12 protein-coding genes are annotated in these 16,498 nt (G+C 52.8%); 5 read left to right on the top strand and 7 right to left on the bottom strand.

Annotated elements, in window-relative coordinates:
- Positions 1–55 precede the first annotated feature (55 nt).
- Positions 56–676, top strand: a complete 621-nt coding sequence (locus AEQ67_RS18385) for a hypothetical protein (protein WP_059405253.1) — start codon at positions 56–58, stop codon at positions 674–676.
- 394 nt (positions 677–1,070) lie between these two features.
- Here AEQ67_RS18385 and AEQ67_RS18380 read toward each other — a convergent pair whose 3' ends face one another.
- Both AEQ67_RS18380 and AEQ67_RS35255 read right to left on the bottom strand, forming a co-directional pair.
- Positions 1,071–1,436 carry a histone-like nucleoid-structuring protein, MvaT/MvaU family gene (locus AEQ67_RS18380; protein ID WP_059405252.1) on the bottom strand — a complete coding sequence of 122 codons (366 nt, stop codon included), beginning with the start codon at positions 1,434–1,436 and terminating at the stop codon, positions 1,071–1,073.
- Between the two features lie 298 nt (positions 1,437–1,734).
- On the bottom strand, positions 1,735–2,004 hold the full coding sequence (locus AEQ67_RS35255) for a hypothetical protein (RefSeq protein WP_152974868.1): 270 nt from the start codon (positions 2,002–2,004) through the stop codon (positions 1,735–1,737).
- Between the two features lie 386 nt (positions 2,005–2,390).
- Here AEQ67_RS35255 and AEQ67_RS18375 point away from each other — a divergent pair, with 386 nt between their 5' ends.
- The 4 genes from AEQ67_RS18375 to AEQ67_RS18360 all read left to right on the top strand — a co-directional run bounded on the left by AEQ67_RS18375 (position 2,391) and on the right by AEQ67_RS18360 (position 9,687).
- Positions 2,391–4,823, top strand: coding sequence for a tellurite resistance TerB family protein (locus AEQ67_RS18375; RefSeq protein WP_059405251.1), 2,433 nt, complete (start codon positions 2,391–2,393; stop codon positions 4,821–4,823).
- Positions 4,820–6,115 (top strand): ATP-binding protein, encoded by a 1,296-nt coding sequence (locus tag AEQ67_RS18370; protein ID WP_059405250.1) that lies wholly within the window; start codon positions 4,820–4,822, stop codon positions 6,113–6,115. The genes AEQ67_RS18375 and AEQ67_RS18370 overlap by 4 nt, the downstream gene beginning before the upstream one ends.
- A gap of 43 nt (positions 6,116–6,158) precedes the next feature.
- On the top strand, positions 6,159–8,333 hold the full coding sequence (locus AEQ67_RS18365) for a DEAD/DEAH box helicase (protein WP_059405391.1): 2,175 nt from the start codon (positions 6,159–6,161) through the stop codon (positions 8,331–8,333).
- A gap of 130 nt (positions 8,334–8,463) precedes the next feature.
- On the top strand, positions 8,464–9,687 hold the full coding sequence (locus AEQ67_RS18360) for a PD-(D/E)XK nuclease family protein (RefSeq protein WP_059405249.1): 1,224 nt from the start codon (positions 8,464–8,466) through the stop codon (positions 9,685–9,687).
- Positions 9,688–9,812: 125 nt separating this feature from the next.
- On the opposite strand, the gene AEQ67_RS36255 is transcribed toward AEQ67_RS18360, so the two are convergent.
- From AEQ67_RS36255 to AEQ67_RS18340, 5 genes are all read right to left on the bottom strand, one after another.
- On the bottom strand, positions 9,813–10,298 hold the full coding sequence (locus AEQ67_RS36255; protein ID WP_236710363.1) for a hypothetical protein: 486 nt from the start codon (positions 10,296–10,298) through the stop codon (positions 9,813–9,815).
- Positions 10,299–10,392: 94 nt separating this feature from the next.
- Positions 10,393–11,100, bottom strand: coding sequence for a hypothetical protein (locus AEQ67_RS36250; protein WP_236710361.1), 708 nt, complete (start codon positions 11,098–11,100; stop codon positions 10,393–10,395).
- Between the two features lie 173 nt (positions 11,101–11,273).
- Positions 11,274–12,437 carry a Wadjet anti-phage system protein JetD domain-containing protein gene (locus AEQ67_RS18350; protein ID WP_059405248.1) on the bottom strand — a complete coding sequence of 388 codons (1,164 nt, stop codon included), beginning with the start codon at positions 12,435–12,437 and terminating at the stop codon, positions 11,274–11,276.
- Positions 12,438–12,443: 6 nt separating this feature from the next.
- Positions 12,444–15,755, bottom strand: a complete 3,312-nt coding sequence (locus AEQ67_RS18345; protein WP_082377883.1) for an ATP-binding protein — start codon at positions 15,753–15,755, stop codon at positions 12,444–12,446.
- Positions 15,752–16,498, bottom strand: coding sequence for a DUF4194 domain-containing protein (locus tag AEQ67_RS18340; RefSeq protein WP_082377882.1), 747 nt, complete (start codon positions 16,496–16,498; stop codon positions 15,752–15,754). Before AEQ67_RS18340 ends, AEQ67_RS18345 begins: the two co-directional genes overlap by 4 nt.

Below are 16,498 nucleotides of genomic sequence, written 5' to 3'. Positions count from 1 at the left end.
GGCCCCCCATGCCAACGCCAGCGCCCACGCCCACACCAGTGGGAGGTGAAAATATATGTTTGAAAAAATTTCCACCTTCTTGAACAACGCCACGATGGCCTCATGCATTGCAATAGCTTCGTTTCTCTTCGCCGGGGCTACATTTTACTACTCATACATCCGTGCCGAATCAAATCTACGAGTGGTGATAACTGACATAGACCCCAGCATGAACAATACAAAGATGGAGGGAGAGGATCAGATATCCGACATGAGTGTCAAAATCAAACTCCTCTTGACCAATTCAGGCAATACACCCTCCGTTCTAGCCAAGGTACTCTGGATCATCCCGGATGAATTCGATTCAGATTGCAAGTTCAAAAAAAAGCTTGAAGACACATACGTAGATTCTAAAAACTTTTCGAAAGATAATTTTCGCGCGCTAGCGTTCTCCATGGAACCTACCATAGTGCCAAGCCACGGAATAATAATCGCAGAGGGAAATTTCATTTTTGAAAATGCAAGAAGAGTCAAAGAAAACATAGGAAAATCAAAAAAATATTGCCTTGCTTTTGTAGCAAATGGTGAGGACGGCGAGCGCAAGATAAAGGTTATTCCCGCTCTAACGTTATTTCTAAGGGACAGCCTAGGATACTCAGAGTCAGACGAGTTAAAATCATTGATCGACTTGTTGTAGGTCATTGTGCATTATCTAAAACTTACGCCACAGATATAATGAAAGAACTCTCATCATTTTCCCTACGATCATCCTCGTGATCGACCTGCCCTCCCTACGCTCTCCTTTTTTGCCCACAGTCTTCAAGAACCGCGATTGGACGGCGCTAACGACAGAAACAAGCCGCCTGAACTGCATGGCATCAGGAAAGGCAAAAATACCCCTATACCTGATACGTGTAGAAAATATCGGGGCTCTCAGCGCACGTGAGCTTTTCCTCGCCACGGTTTTTTATTACGAGACCTGGACGCGGGGGGTCAGAATGGTGCGTGGCCCGGACGCTTACCCAACTCCATGCTTGCGCGCATCACAGCAAAAGGGCCGCAATGGCCCTTAATTTGTACGCAAGCTAACGTCACTTAGCGAGCCAGGATTCCACGGTGTCCGCACCGTAAGTGGCTTTCCATTCTTTCAGCGTCTTGTGGTTGCCGCCTTTGGTTTGGACAATTTCGCCGGTGTTAGGGTTTTTGAAGACCTTAACCTGCCGCGCCTTACGCGTGATCGGCTTGGGTTGTGTACCTGAGGCGCGACGACCAACCTGTGGGTCAAGCAGGTTCACTACGTCTCTCAGGCTGTAGCTATATTCACCCAGCAGCGCACGCAGCTTGCTTTCAAACTCAATTTCTTTCTTCAAACCCGAATCACTTTTCATGGATTCAAGCTCTGCGAGCTGCGCGGTTAGCTGTTGTTCAAGCTTGCGAAATTCGGCCAGACGAGACATGGACTGTTTCCTTCATAGTGTGTGGCGTGGAATGCATACTGATGCATGCTAGGCGATGGTTTGAGCTTAGTCACCGCACCTACTTAATGGGTAATAAAATGACTACAAATAAAACGGGAATTTCAAACGGCCGCTGATACGTTTACTTAGGTTGGCTGAAGGATGAACTACTGCCAGTGATGCCTTGCGCGTGGATTCTCAGCGACCGGCGTGAGGCTCGAGTTCGACGAGCCCCCTCCTGCACGAAAGATCACTCTCTCAGGGCTCTCAGGCTTTGTGCAGTGGGCCATCTTCCCAGTTACCAGCCTTCTTGCTGCTCAAGCGAAATCTTTGTTGGCAGTGTTTGCTCGCGAACACCCTCCCGGCTCGCCTGCTCCGCCCCCCCCAAAAATGTGTTTTTACACCAGGTATATTTTTTTCGAAAAAATGCGCCGTTGTTTGAAATCAAACCTGAAAGCAGCGGCTTACGCCGCAAAGGGTAACGATTTTGCCTGGCCAAATCGGCCGGCATGACTTGTGCGCCACCCATCAGCTCGCAGGAAAAGCAGAAGCACAACAGCAGCAACATCTAACGCAAAACCAACCCCGTTTTACCGAACAAATCCGAGAAACGCAGGGGTTCCGAGATCGTTGCTTTTCTGTTGTCCTCAAATATAAAGATCCGTCGCGTGAAATTTTTTTCAAGGGGGCAATTGAAAATATATTTTTGTTGACAAGGCTGATTGAAGGTCAGCCAGACGCACGAAAAGGCTGAAAAACCTTCATTGCCCATTCATTCATCCACGCACGCGAACTAGCAATGGTTCGTGGGGGCTTCAAAGTGTTCACCACCTTGGCCCCCTATAGATTGATGAGTTTTTCGACAAGAGGGCTCGCGCGGCCCATGGCTCTCACAATGTAATTGTCGGATACTGTCACTGCGCCAGCCCCCACTTTTCAAGGTTGAATCGACTCATGGCAAGGACGAAGGCAAAAAAAAAATTCAGCGGCATCGGCACTCTGATTGTTTTTGCACTGGCTTTCGTTGCAATCGCATCAGTGCCCAGAAAGGCTCGGTTCATCGTAGGCTTAATTGCTTGCGTCGGCGCAATCATGTGGCTGTTGGCTCGACGCGCAAAGCGCCAGAGCGAACAAATTCTAATGTCCGCTTCAGAGGCGACACGGCAGCAGGGAGTAAAAAATACACACCTGACTTTCTCCGTCCATGAGGTTTCGACTAATCATATGGGTGCTGACCAAAACTCCGATTTCTATACCGTTCAACTCGGTTCGCCCCCCACCCCCTCTTTCAAAATACCAAGTGAAAGCTCTCAGAAATCTGATGCTCGCTGGGTGCCCGCAGGCGAATCCGTCAATGTTTCCGGTTTTTCTCTTCCTGGCGGTATGTTCTACGTAGGCAGCGTACTGGGTAGGCACGACACGCCAGAGCCCTCCCTGATCAATCCCAAACTGCGGATCTCCAAGGCCTCAGTCGATATCGAAGAGCGGTTGATGTCCTACTGGCCGAGTTTTCATTCCATCTCGCCAGAAGCCCGGCGCGCATACCTTCAATGGTTGGAGGGTGGCCGCAATGATCCATTGGCAGACACTGGGTATGTTTTTTTGTTCTTCTACGGCCTTGAGCGCCGAGCCCTCGCGGATGCAGTGCAGGATCGACAGGTGCTTGCTGAGATTCCTTTAATCGTCAAAGAAGTCCAACGCCTGTTGAGTGTTTATGGAGAAAATCGGTCGTTCAGGGGATACGCGGAAGGTTTCCTGGGTTATCTGAGCAACGCCACGCTTGATCCGAACCTCTACCTCGGGCCACCACCCGACGTTTCGGCTTTTTCGGTTTATAGCTACGAAATGCCTCTGCCACTGCGCATTGGTTTGGGACAGCATGCCGCCAATAAGCGACCAGTCGATGCAAATTGGGCGCTGGCGTGGGCAATGGCAGATCCCAACATCAGTAAACGCACCCCGGTGACTCGCTGCAGAGAAGTTTTCTCGACGCTGTTCAAGCTCAAATATCAGAGCGTCCACCCCTCTGGTCTTATGCTGGCGCAAAATAAAACCCGGCTAAAGACCAGCTATCGTCCGGCTTCCGCAGTGTTGATGGCGCCTGCGCTTAATCTGGGTGATCTTCCTGATGTCATGGCAACTTCAGGAACACGTAAAAACCTGCAACTGATCGTTGAGCAATGCACCAGCGAGCTTGAACCCTATAGTCGGTATTTGGGCCGAAACCCCGAAAGCGCAGAAGCCCTTGAGGGACTGCTGCAGCTTCCCGTCGCCCTCTGGCCAGCGACAGCTCGAACAGAATTGGACGAGCTCCAAACCAGGATCGGCGACGATCTGATCGTCATGAGCTTTGGTGAGCTCGCGGGTCGTTTCAAAAGTGCCGGGGCGTTGTCTCGTGAAAAGGTTCTTGCACTCGCCCGCGCATTGGAATCCCTTAATATCGGCATGGAACCTGACGTGCTCGCGGGTAGCAGAACTCCAAAAGCTGAAGACCGAATCGCGCTGTTCGTAACCCAGCCGGAAGACGGTTCATTGCGAGCCTCTGCGGCTTATAACGCTGCATCAGTCACTCTTGACCTGGCAAGTGCAGTCGCATCCGCCGATGGTGATACCTCCCATGAGGAAGTCACACTGCTAGCCCAACACATTGACTCGTGGAGTCACTTGAGCGTTGCCCATCGCAAACGTCTCAAGGCGCATTTGCGTATCCAGATCCAGCAGCCACCTACACTCGCAAGCCTGAAGAAAAAACTCGATCCATTAACAATCGAAGCAAAGCGTACGATTGCCTGCTTCCTGGCTCACTTGGCACAAGCCGATGGCACCGTCAGCCCCTCAGAGGTAAAACTCCTTGAGCGCGTTTATAAGGTGTTGCAACTGGACAGCCAGCTGCTTTACAGCGACCTTCACGGTGCCGCATCCGGAGCAAGTATTGCTAACGTCAATCCGTTAACCCGCGCCCCTCAATCCTCCCCTGGCACACCTATATCGACCTCAGCTACGCAGGGGTTCGTGCTCAATCACGAGCGAATTGCCGAGCTGCAACGAGAAACAGCTGCGGTATCCGCCCTCCTTGCTCAGGTGTTCACTGATGATCAAGTCGAGGAACCTGAGCAACACGTCGAAATTGCCGAATTGGCTTCACAGCCGAGCGCCGACGTTGCGGGACTAGATTTGGAACACTCAGCGTTTCTACGTCTGTTGGTCTCACGACCAGAGTGGAGTCGCTTGGAACTTGAAGCCGCCGCGAGCGACATGGAGTTGATGCTCGACGGTGCGTTAGAGCAAATCAACGACATGGCTTTTGAGCGCTTCGACATGCCCGTCACCGAAGGTGATGATCCCATCGAGATCAATAAAGACATTCTGGAAGAGTTAGCCCTATGAGCACTATCAGAGCCAAGGATCGCGACGCGGTCATCCAATCGCTGCGCGCCGGCGTCGTTCCTCGCATCGGCCAACACTTGATTCAGGTCGGCCGAGTGGGTGAACTCGATGCACTGATCAAAGACGTCAACCGTCTGGTTGAAAGTGGGTCGGCATTTCGAGTGGTGATTGGCGAATACGGTGCCGGCAAAACGTTCTTTCTGAACTTGGTACGAGCCATAGCCATGGAGCGCAAACTCGTGACCATGCACGCTGACCTGAACCCTGATCGCAGGCTGCATGCCACTGGAGGACAGGCACGCTCGCTTTACGCCGAACTTGCCAAAAACATGTCGACGCGCACAAAGCCCGACGGCGGGGCCCTTCAAGGCATCGTCGAAAAATTCATCTCGCAAGCCAAATCCGAAGCCAAGGCAGTCGGCACTGACAGTGAGACTGTCATCCGTGCACATCTGAGTGAACTGACCGAGATGGTCAACGGGTACGATTTCGCCGAGGTGATCGCAGCATATTGCCGAGGCTTCGAAGAAGGCAACGAGCAACTCAAGGCTGACGCCATTCGTTGGTTGCGTGGCGAGTTCACCACCAAGACCGATGCTCGCGCAGCGTTAGGCGTAAGAACCATCATTGATGATGCCAGTGTCTACGATCAGCTGAAATTGCTATCGCGATTCGTCAAACTCGCTGGGTTCGGAGGGCTGATGATCTGCCTCGACGAGCTAGTAAACCTGTACAAGCTGGCGAACACGCAAGCTCGTAACGCCAACTACGAACAGATCCTGCGCATTCTCAATGACTCCTTACAAGGATCCTCCGAGGGACTTGGTTTTGTCTTGGGTGGCACTCCAGAGTTCTTGATGGACACCCGCCGAGGACTCTTCAGCTACCCTGCCCTACAATCGCGACTGGCTGAGAACTCCTTCGCCAAGACCGGGCTGGTGGATCTCTCCGGGCCTGTCATCCGCCTGACCAGCCTCACCCCAGAAGACTTCTATGTATTGCTTCAGAAGCTACGTCACGTCTACGCCGGCGGTGACGCAGAAAAATATCTTCTGCCAGACGAAGCACTTCCACTGTTCATGGCGCACTGCAACCAACGCTTGGGTGAGGCCTATTTCCGCACGCCGCGCACCACGATTACCGCTTTCATCAACCTGCTGGCCATCCTGGAACAAAATCCCGGTGCAGACTGGCGCACCCTGCTTGGAGCTATCGAGGTGACGAAGGATTTGGGCGGCGAAGAGGACACGAAAGTCGACGCGGACGACGAACTTGCCACCTTCACACTCTGAATCATCGGGCTTCGATCAGCTTGAGTCCCGAATCCAACGATGGATTTGGGCTGAAGGCTGGACGTCCTTGCGCGACGCCCAGGAATGGGCTGTCCCCGTACTGATAGATGCCGACCAGGACGTCATCATTGCGGCAGCTACAGCGGCGGGTAAAACTGAGGCAGCATTCCTACCCATTCTCACCCATTTGCTCAATCGCAATGACCCGCCTGGGTCGGTGCTTTACATCAGTCCTCTCAAGGCCTTGATCAATGACCAATGGGACAGATTAAGCCGTCTTTGTGAGCAACTTGAGATTCCCGTAGTAGGTTGGCATGGGGATATTTCATCGAGCAAAAAACATCGCTTCCTGAAGTCATCGGAGGGGGTGCTGCTGATCACCCCAGAGTCCCTTGAGGCGCTGTTCGTCAACAGAGGCTCCAGTGTTGCCGGGGTGTTCCAAAACCTTCGCTACATCGTCGTAGACGAGCTTCACGCATTCATTGGTAGCGAACGTGGCAAGCAGCTTCAGTCCCTCATGCATCGAGTGGAGCTTGTCGCCGGCCATCGACTCCCTCGGGTCGGGCTGTCGGCGACGCTGGGCGACATGAGATTAGCGTCAGATTTTCTGCGACCTGGGGATGCCGACAGGGTGACAGTGATTGAGTCGAAAAACTCAAACCAGACACTTCAGGTACAAGTTCGCGGTTACATCCAACCGCCCATGAGCGAGCTCAAAAAGATTCCCGTCCCTTCCTCTGATGAGGAAGGCGATGAAGACGAAACGGAAAACAAAGCAAGCCCTGACTTCGCGATCGCTGACCACCTCTACAAGGTGTTACGCGGTAGCAATAATCTGATTTTCCCAAACAGCCGGCAACAGGTTGAATGGTATGCAGACCAACTGCGCCGGCGCTGTGAACAAGACGGCGTACCCAACGAGTTCTGGCCTCATCACGGCAGCCTTTCGAAGGATTTACGTGAGCAAGCCGAGCAAGCCCTCAAGACAGGAAACCAGGCAGCCTCTGCGATTTGCACCACAACCCTTGAACTCGGGATCGACATCGGCAGCATCAAGACGGTGGCGCAGATTGGAGCCCCACCCTCGGTGGCGAGTCTGCGCCAGCGATTAGGTCGCTCGGGTAGGCGCCCAGGCGAAAATGCGACTTTGCGCGTTTACTGCAAAGAGTCACCACTCACGGATGCGTCGAGCCTTTCTGATCAATTACGACAAGGCCTGGTGCAGACCATTGCCATGGTTCGCCTTCTCGTTAGGGGATGGTTCGAACCACCGAGGGCTCAGGGCATTCATGCGTCCACTCTCGTTCAGCAAAGCCTTTCGATCATTGCCCAGTGTGGAGGTGCATCAGCTGCAGATCTCTGGAAAAACTTGATCGCTGAGGGGGCATTTCCAAACGTCGAGAAATCAGACTTCGTGAAGCTGCTTAAGTCCCTGGGTGAGCATGAACTCATTGTGCAGGACAGTTCTGGATTATTGCTTCCCGGGACGGTTGGAGAGCGCCTGATCAATCACTACGAGTTTTACAGTGCATTCACCAGCGACGAAGAATTCCGCCTTGTGTGTGATGGTAAAGCGCTGGGATCAGTACCTGTAAGCCGACCACTCACCAAGGATCAACGCATCATCTTTGGTGGGCGTAGGTGGCAGGTACGTGATGTTGACCTTCAAGCCAAGGTCATCATTGTTGCGGCCGCGCGCGGAGGTGCCCCTCCTCAGTTCGATGGCTTGGGTGCGATGGTACATGACAACGTTCGCGCAGAAATGCGGGCAGTCCTCGCAGACACCACCCCCTGCCCGTTTATTGATCGCGGCGCCCAAGAACTACTCGAAGAGGCTCGAAAGACATTTACCGCGTTGAGCCTTGGTGAACGCTACATCATCGAGTCGGGTGGTAAATGCTACCTGATCAGCTGGTTAGGTGATTACGCCAACGATGCCCTACGTCTGCTACTCAATCATGTCGGCCTTTCCTGTGATAACTCAGGCCTCGCCATTGAAATCGACGCTGGAATCAACCGGACACACGAGGCACTCGCGAAAGTAGGCCACTTGGACGCAAGCGATCTCGAATCGATTCTTGCCAATGTGGAGAACATGCTGCGTGAGAAATGGGACTGGGCGTTGCCGGAATCCTTGCTGATGAAATCGTTTTCTTCCATATCGCTGGATATCTCCACCGCCATCGTTTTCGCGAAAAGTCAGACGTTGGTCAAGTAAATTGTGAGCCTTAAAAATGTGGAGACGACTAGGCACCGACACCTGATAGCCACTGTTTCGTAAAGCGTTCTGGCTTCGCGAAAAGCATTTGCTCGAAGCTACCCCACCCCGTCATACGCATGAGGCCAGAATGGAAGCATCCGTCATTGAGGACTTGTTGATCGAATTTCAGATCTGGTACGACCTGGATCTCAAAGCGAAGCAAAAGTACCAAGCACTGCTAGCACCGGACTTTCGACTAATAGACTTTCTTCAACGTGACGAAAATGCGCTTTCTGCATATCTCAGCCTCCTGCTCGATCCGGTAGGCCGACATGGACAGGGCGATTTATACCTAGCCAAGTTTCTCGCCTTACTTCCAGAGTCCAGCTTTCAGCCAACCGCGGCGGATCATTTAACCAGCCACACCGAGTTCAGGTTACCAAGCAATAGACGCCTGGATCTCTACCTAAGGTTTCGCACAGGCGGTCTAGCCATTGAAAACAAGCCTTGGGCGAATGATCAGAAGAAACAGGTCTATGACTACGCAACATATCTGAATGGACAGCACCTGGACGGACGCTGGACGCTGATTTATCTCTCTAACGGAGAAATATCCGAGCATAGCCTGCCCAAGCACGCGCCCGCTCACCTAGCCGATCGAATTGTAAGTTTGGATTTTTTCCGGCTAGTTGGATGGCTGGACGAATGCGCGTTGCTCACCCGTGCAGCATCCGTGCGCCTGTTTGTTGAGACAGTCGCGCAATTCATTCGTGAACAAATCAATGGAGAAGTGCAGTTGAACAACGGTCAAGAACTTACCGAGTTGATGCTGCGAAATGAAAAAAACCTAAGGGGAGCTTTTTATATCTCTCAGCATCTGCACGAGGTCAAGCGCCAGCTATGGCGGGACTTTGCTGATCACTTGCGTGGCGAACTCAACGTATTGGGCGCCGAGTTGGTTTTTGACGAGGAGTTGATCAATGGTGTTGCTCACTCGAAGATTGGAGCTCGTTTAAATCCAGATGACCGATGTGGGCCTAGCTGGGCGTTCAACAAACGAAACCATGAAGAGCTTTATTTCGGTATCTGTGCCTTTAGCGAAGCGGACACCAAGAAGATCGACTCCGGCAGAATCAAACGAGCGATGGACAAGCTATGCGATCACCCTGGACGCACTACCGTTTGGTGGCCATGGTGGACATTTGACTCCAAGGTTTTCACTTCCCATCCCGTCCCATCGTACTGGGCCAACAACCCGGACGCTTGGGTGTGCCTACAAGACAGAAGCCACGAAGGATTCGCAGCCATAATTATCGGAACGGTCAAGCGTATGCAGAGCGATTTCGATATTAGCTTGCTGCAGGGCCGTTAAGATTCGGGCAACTCATGCTGCCCCAGAATCAATGGAGATCACACGTGAGAAAGTCACCTAAAAGTCGTTGCAGGTGAAGATTTATGCATGACGCGGCTCTACGTCGGCAACACAGTCGGGTTGGCTTAAAGTACAGGCGGCGCCCAGGCATTGAAGTGCTTTAACACGTCCAAATCTCCGATCAACTCCTTCGCATAAGCCAACCGCTCCATGATCATCTTCCGTTCCTCATCACCCACCCTTTGTGCGGATCGCTCAATGTCGTCAAAGAATGCCTGAATGCTGTTTACCTTTGCCCAAGTCTGAATCACAGCCTCTAACTGATCACGGCTATCCTGGATCACCTTGAGTCGACGTTTCTCCTCTTCTTTTCTTTTCCATTCAGCCATCTGCAACTGGTGATTCTGCCATTCGAGCTCCGCCCTCTCTCGCTCAGCTTCAACTTTTTTGGCGAGCCCGGGAGCTTCACCGATCAAGAGTTTTACGATGCTGGGGATTTTGCTGACCAAGTCGCCAGGCTTGTCCTCGCTCCACCGGTGAATCCACTCCGCTCGGTAGTAAGGGGAATAAACCTGAAGGCAAAGGCGACCGCTTGGCATGTCCTCACTCATTATCCATCCATCGTGATAGGGAGAACGACGTTGACTGGCAGGAAGCGAACGTAGCCGAACGTACCCCTTATCCAGACGTTTGACTTCGACGTACTCACTGATCTCGAATGGACAAACCAAAAACGATGCTACCAATGTAAACCACCGTGGGACGTTGTGGCTGCCAAAGTGAGGGGTGTATGTACCTCGTTGAGGCCTTCTCTCTATGGTCTACGGATTCACGATTCATGTGTTTGGCTGGATCGCTCAGCGCTACCGCAAGCCCTTCTTTCATCAGAGCCAAATACAACTGGTTTGCAAAGCTGACCGCATGGGCGATCCCTGTATGGCTCACAATTAAATCTGCCATTGAACGCTTTGTAGGCCGTAGATATCCGTTTTCGCTTTCCCGAACCTTCTTAAAGTGCTCCTCAATTCCCAGTAAAAGTGGGTGTCTGCGAGGCAGAGTAGTCGGCGCTAAAGACGCCTTTCGGCTCGTTTTCTGACCTTCCTTAGGCAAAGATCTGGAAATCTGAATAGGCGCGCCATTTCGACTCCAGGCAGTCAAATCTCCGGGCCGCGACTCAGGCAAAGGTGGGCGAGCTTTACCTTTTCCCGCTGCGACTTGAGCCCAATATCCCACCGGGGGGCGAGGAATGTTCAAGCTGGTGAAAACTCTGGCCAGGTAGCTTGAAGAGACGCCATATCGCTCGCCAATTTTGGTCATAGGAATCGACCAAGCCTGTTCGTAAAGCGAAGCTCTTGTAACGACATCTTCGGACAAATCATCGGCTGATTCTTGAGCCTTTGGTGTGTCTTCCATGGTAAGCACTTTGGTAAATGATTGATGAGTAGATGATCCTAGCTCATGGGCTATGACTGCTGCCGCCGGAGACAAGTAAACTCGCGCAACACACCCATGCCCCCTCCGCCCACGTCGACCACGTCGCCGTGCACTTTGGCACGACCTCCTTCCTTGCCACTGCATCCTACTTATCAGAGCTTTGCTTCTCCTTGAGACGATACCCATCGCTCCAATACCGCCCGTACTTCCTGTCGAGGTATGAATTCTTGCTCCAGCCGGCCCTTGCGACTCGCCACTAGCCGCACAAACAATGCAGCCTCAGCTGACGTTAAGCCAGCTGGCGGCGTGTCTTGGGCCCGTACGGGCTCCCTGACAGCTGACCTGGACTTGTGCGCGTCATACACGTCTTCGGACATCAGCAATGAGGTCACTTTTCCATGCTTCACTCGCGCACGAGCGAGCATCCTTAGCCCCCAGGTATCTATGTCTCCCCAATAAGCAACTGACTTGTCACGTAGCTGACCAGAACACAGCCACTCCAAATCTAGCCCACACCCTAAAACCGCAATGGTCTCAGGTAGCTCAAGCAGTTGATGAAGACATTTTTGATTCTCCACGATTAAGAGGCGCGTCCCAGGCAGCGCAACTTGAGCGAGCTCGGAGGTCGTGACCTGCTGTCGATTGAATGGCAAGAGACCTGATTCGAGTGGTGTAACCAGCACCCAATGGCTCGTATCGTCGTACGCATCCAAAAAACCACAGAGTCCCTGCACTGATGCTTCCCCCTCGAACATGACGTCGAGCATCTTTCTTAAGAGCAATTCGTTGCGCTCAAAGAATTTAGTGTCTACGCCGTATCCGGACAGCAACCTGAGCGGTAGTCCCTGCGCACATCCTGGAGACAATTGCGATGCCAATACTGCGGCCTGAATGACTTCTTCTTTTGGCTTGTCCCTCCAGAGATTACGCCGCGAGATCAGCAACTGTCGAAAATGAGCAGGTACTCGCTCTACCAGGTATCCCAGCGCAGCATACTCGTCGCTTACCGAACGACGGGATGCCGCTGCAACCCACTCGGATGGGTTGCGCAGGCACCACTTCATAGGGACGCTGACCGTTTCGGCGCCGCAGCGATACGCAATGTCAGCCCATTCAATCGTTCCGACTTTCACCTCACGCCAAGCTTCAACATGTCTTTGAACCTTTGAGGTATGTGAGTTGAAGCACTGGGCTGAAGGCTTGCCAATATTCAGCACCATGGGCCACGCCAAAGGATTGAGTAGCTGATTGAGACGTACGCTTGGCAGATCCCATTGGCGGGCTAGCTTCTGGCGCAGCTCCTCCGGCGATTTCATAGTTGCTTACTGCGGCTCGCTGGGGGTGCTGTCCACAGCTGTATCACCTTTCCCCTTACGGGCCCTGTAGTAATTTTCGAGAGCCTCCCAGCTCATGGATACCATCGTTGATAGACCGTCTTTCTTGTGTACAACAATCGCAGAGCGGGTATGGAGCCGCAACAGGCGCAACTCTTTGTTTGGGGTAATGAAGATCGCATGAAGCCCGAACTCCTTAAGGGCCGCTATGATCCGCGCCGCAACACTTGGTGAGCTCTTCGAGAACGCTTCGTCCAACACGATGGTACCGAACAGGGGTCGGCTTTCACCGGTAGGACACAACGCATAACCCAAGGACGCAGTCAGGACGTACGAAGCGACAATTTCCTTTTCACCACCGCTGTCGCCTTGGGAGCCTTTCCTCCCTTCTGTGGCCATGCCACTGGCCGAGTCGACTACAAACACTGAAAAAGCCAACCGGAATCTGGGGTCTAGCATTGCCCTTGCCGAGACGTTCCGGCTTTTCTCACACGCCTCTTTTAGCACCTCTATCAAGCTCTTCAACGCTCGATAATGAGTCTCACCGGTGTCATTAACGAACCGGGCAGAAGTCAGCTTGCGCTGCGAGGCATGCAGGGAACGCAGGCTTTCGTGTACGACCTTGCTGGTAACCAAGCGAAGGTACTTACCGGACTGGAACTCAACCCGACGTAACGTGCTGTTCAGCTCGTCTATACGTTCCTCGATAAGTAACACTTCCTGGTCGATGTAGCTGAGCAGTTGGGTGACACCGTCGTCAGATGAGCGATTGAGGTAGGTGAGAAAACGCTCGACCTTTTGTGGCAGGGCTTCTTCAGTGAGCACCCTCAAACGTTCGATGTAAGCAGGTACATCGATCAGGTCGCGTCCCACGTCTGCTAATGCCCCAGTATCCCGGCTTTTGGCATCGGACATTTTTCTGACCAGATCACTCTGTAGCTCAACAAGCTGATCGTTATTGTTATTAATGCGTTTACTGAGGGTTTCGTAGCTTTGCCGCTCAATGTCATTAAGATCCTGCAGCTCATGGGTATCGAGCCTGCGAAGGTACTTGTTGGCAGCGGAGCGCTCTGCATTCGTCATCCCAAGCTCGGCGCGACTGAACGTTTTCTCGACCATCACGGCTGCGTTGTCACGCCCTTTTACACACAGCGCGTAAGTGACATTCGCGTTCACATGCGCATCTTCGACCGCATCTCTCTTGGCCATAGCCTCATCCAGAAGCCTTTTCGCCAAAGCAACGTCAGTGTCCGGGCGTGTCAGGTAATCAAGCTGCCCCTTCAGGTCAATGAGTTGATTATCCGCACCAGGAAGATCGATGAGGTTGAACTCGACGTCCCTGAGCAGCAGGCAAGCAGTATTAGCGTCCTCAAGACTTCCTAAACGATCTTGAGCTGCGCGTACCGCATTCACGGCAGCAGCAAGCTTCAGGTCGACGGTGGCAACCTCTTGGCTCAGATACGCCAAACGGTCTTGGTTATCAAACCCGGTGAACCAGTGAGCGTTGAGCAGACTTTGATCCCGCTTCTCGTACAAGTGCGGCTTCCCTGACATCAGCCCCTCTTTGGTCATTGCATGAGGAGTTGAGAGCAGAACAGCCGGATCAGCAACACAATGGCGATCATTGTCAGCGATCAATGATTCCACGGCCTTGCGAAAAGGGTGTGATTTGAACTCGAGCTTGCGGGCATAACCATCTTCGAAAAATCTACGCGGCTCGACGTCAAGGGCAACTTCGAGAACTCTCACGTGCAGGTGATTGTCACGAGAGTTAATCCATTGCAAAGCAGCCCTAACCTTCTCGGGTGAAACCAAGACACGAAGGCGGTGCCAACCAATTGCTCGCTCGATAGCGCCCCGCCATATGTGTTCGTCAGGTTTGACCTGTACAAGCTCTGCCACAAATGGAAGCTCTGCTTCATTCACCTCAAGGTATGCCGCCAGTTGGCCGCGAAACTGATGATACTCGCCTGGTATATTCGACCCAGGCCGGCGTTTTATCTCATCGATTTCCTGATTCAAGGTCAGAAGCTGGGTGCGAACGTCCGACTCGACAATCCCACGCTGGAAAGTCTCGCTACGCTGCCCTTTCATTTCATTTGCCAGGGCAACACCCTGCTTGGCTGCATGCGCCTTGTTCAAAGTCAGAGCGTCGGAGGACAGCTCCTCTGGCAGACCTAGTTTCCGCACAAGGCGCTGGTATTGTGCGGAGTAATTGACTCTGGTTTCCCGAACGTTTTCCCACTCCTCAACCCGTTTGCGCAGTTGATCAATGCTGGCACCACCTTTCTGAAGATAGGCTTGGAGATGCATATCACACTGCTGTTTCCACTCAATTCGCTGATCTGCGAGTTGCTTCAGAAGCAACGCCGAATCCTCAGCTGCAACGTCCAGCCTGCTTTTTTCGGCCAACCAGAGTTGATGGGACTGTTCTGCGAACCAGACCGGGGCTATCGCTTCGACCGCCTTCAGCTCCTGAAGGCTCTCTGCCTGTTTCTTGAAGGCCTCCCAACATTCCGCAATCGGCTTCAGTGATTTCTGCTGCGCACGTGCGATCTCAAGCTCCTGGTGAATCTCACTCAAATCTTCGAAACTCTTAACCACTTCCGCCGCACGGCCGAACGCAGAGCGGTCATCCAATACCAGCTCGCGGAAAATTGAATCAATATCGGTTAATTGCTTGATGCCCGCAGCGCGGTTCAGCAGCGAGAACGCGTTGTCGCCGACTTGAAACAAAGCCCGCACCCGAGCCAGGTATTCCTTTCGAGTTCCGTGTAGCCAAAAGTTTTGAACATTCTTCTCGATTCGACCTAAGCCGCGTTTACCTTCATCGTGATAAGCGAGGAGACAGGACTCCAAGGTCTGCTCAGGATGATGTGTGAGTATCCAGCACTTTTCCATCTCTGTAGCAGCTGAGCTTGTGCCCTCGAACGAGAAGAGCGCGGCCAAACGAACCATTTCGTCTCCACGGCGAAAAGTCGCACAGATCCCAGAAATGGTTCGTCCTGGGCGAGCACTTTGCTGCTTAGGGCCCCTGCTCTCTCCTGGCCCTGATGCACCGCGCACGTAAGACACCAAATCCCTATCGCTCTCAACGCCTCCCGTCGACGCCAGGTTATAGCGCGGGTTGGCACAGATGAGCGTCATGAAGGCATCGATGAGCGTCGTTTTTCCGCTGCCAGTTGTTCCGATCAGCGATGTCCCTGCAGGATCAATTGGGGCGTGGTGCAAGCCGTTATAGCTGCCCCAGTTGTACAGCTCCATTGCGGTCAACACGTAACTGCCAGTCGCACTTTTCATGATAGATCCTCCCCGTCGTCACCTGCTGGGGTCAAACGATCCAGGCTCACACCGTAGGTTTCCAGCCATTGGATCAATGCAGAGAGATTCTCAGGGTTCGCGACATGAGCAATTAACGGGCGAATGGTGAAGCGGTCACTGCCGTCAATCGTCGTTACGAGATGATGGTTTTTCAATTGCTCAAGAAGGTTGACTGCACGCGCTCGGTCTTTGAGGTCGCTGCCCGGATCGCCTAGATAGGCATGGAGCTGCGTGATGACGTCATCAACGGTCATTTGAGCGATGCCGGCTCCTACACCGCTTTCCATTTCGATAGCGATGAGATGCTGGCGTAGCAGCGCGATCAGCAGAGTTTGTTCGAGGCTGAACGTATGTCGGCGGACTAAGGGATGTGTCCAGCCATCTGCGGTATCGTCTGGTTGCTGCCGTACGACGACAAATGCCAAGCCCCTGATTTCGTCAAAACGCACGTTGAGATCAAAGGGCTCCAGGATCCGCTCAATCAGCTCTGCATTCGCAACGGCGGCCCTGTAGAGACGCGGATCCTCCGACTCCTCAATATCTCCATTTTTGTATAATTGCTGGACAGCCTCTCGTACAACGCGAGTGGTACGTAAGTCATCGTCTTGTGCTTCGAAAGGCTCTATTTGAGACTCCTCCGAATCTGATTCTTGCTCGCTGTCTTCATTGAGCCCTTCCTGGATAATGGGTGTACCTGTCAATTCATCAAAAACGCTCGGCAT

This window comes from Pseudomonas sp. RIT-PI-q (genome assembly GCF_001297125.1).
Taxonomy (GTDB): Bacteria; Pseudomonadota; Gammaproteobacteria; order Pseudomonadales; family Pseudomonadaceae; genus Aquipseudomonas.
Note: the sequence above shows the minus strand (reverse complement) of the source record. Positions and strands in the feature narration are given on the sequence as shown.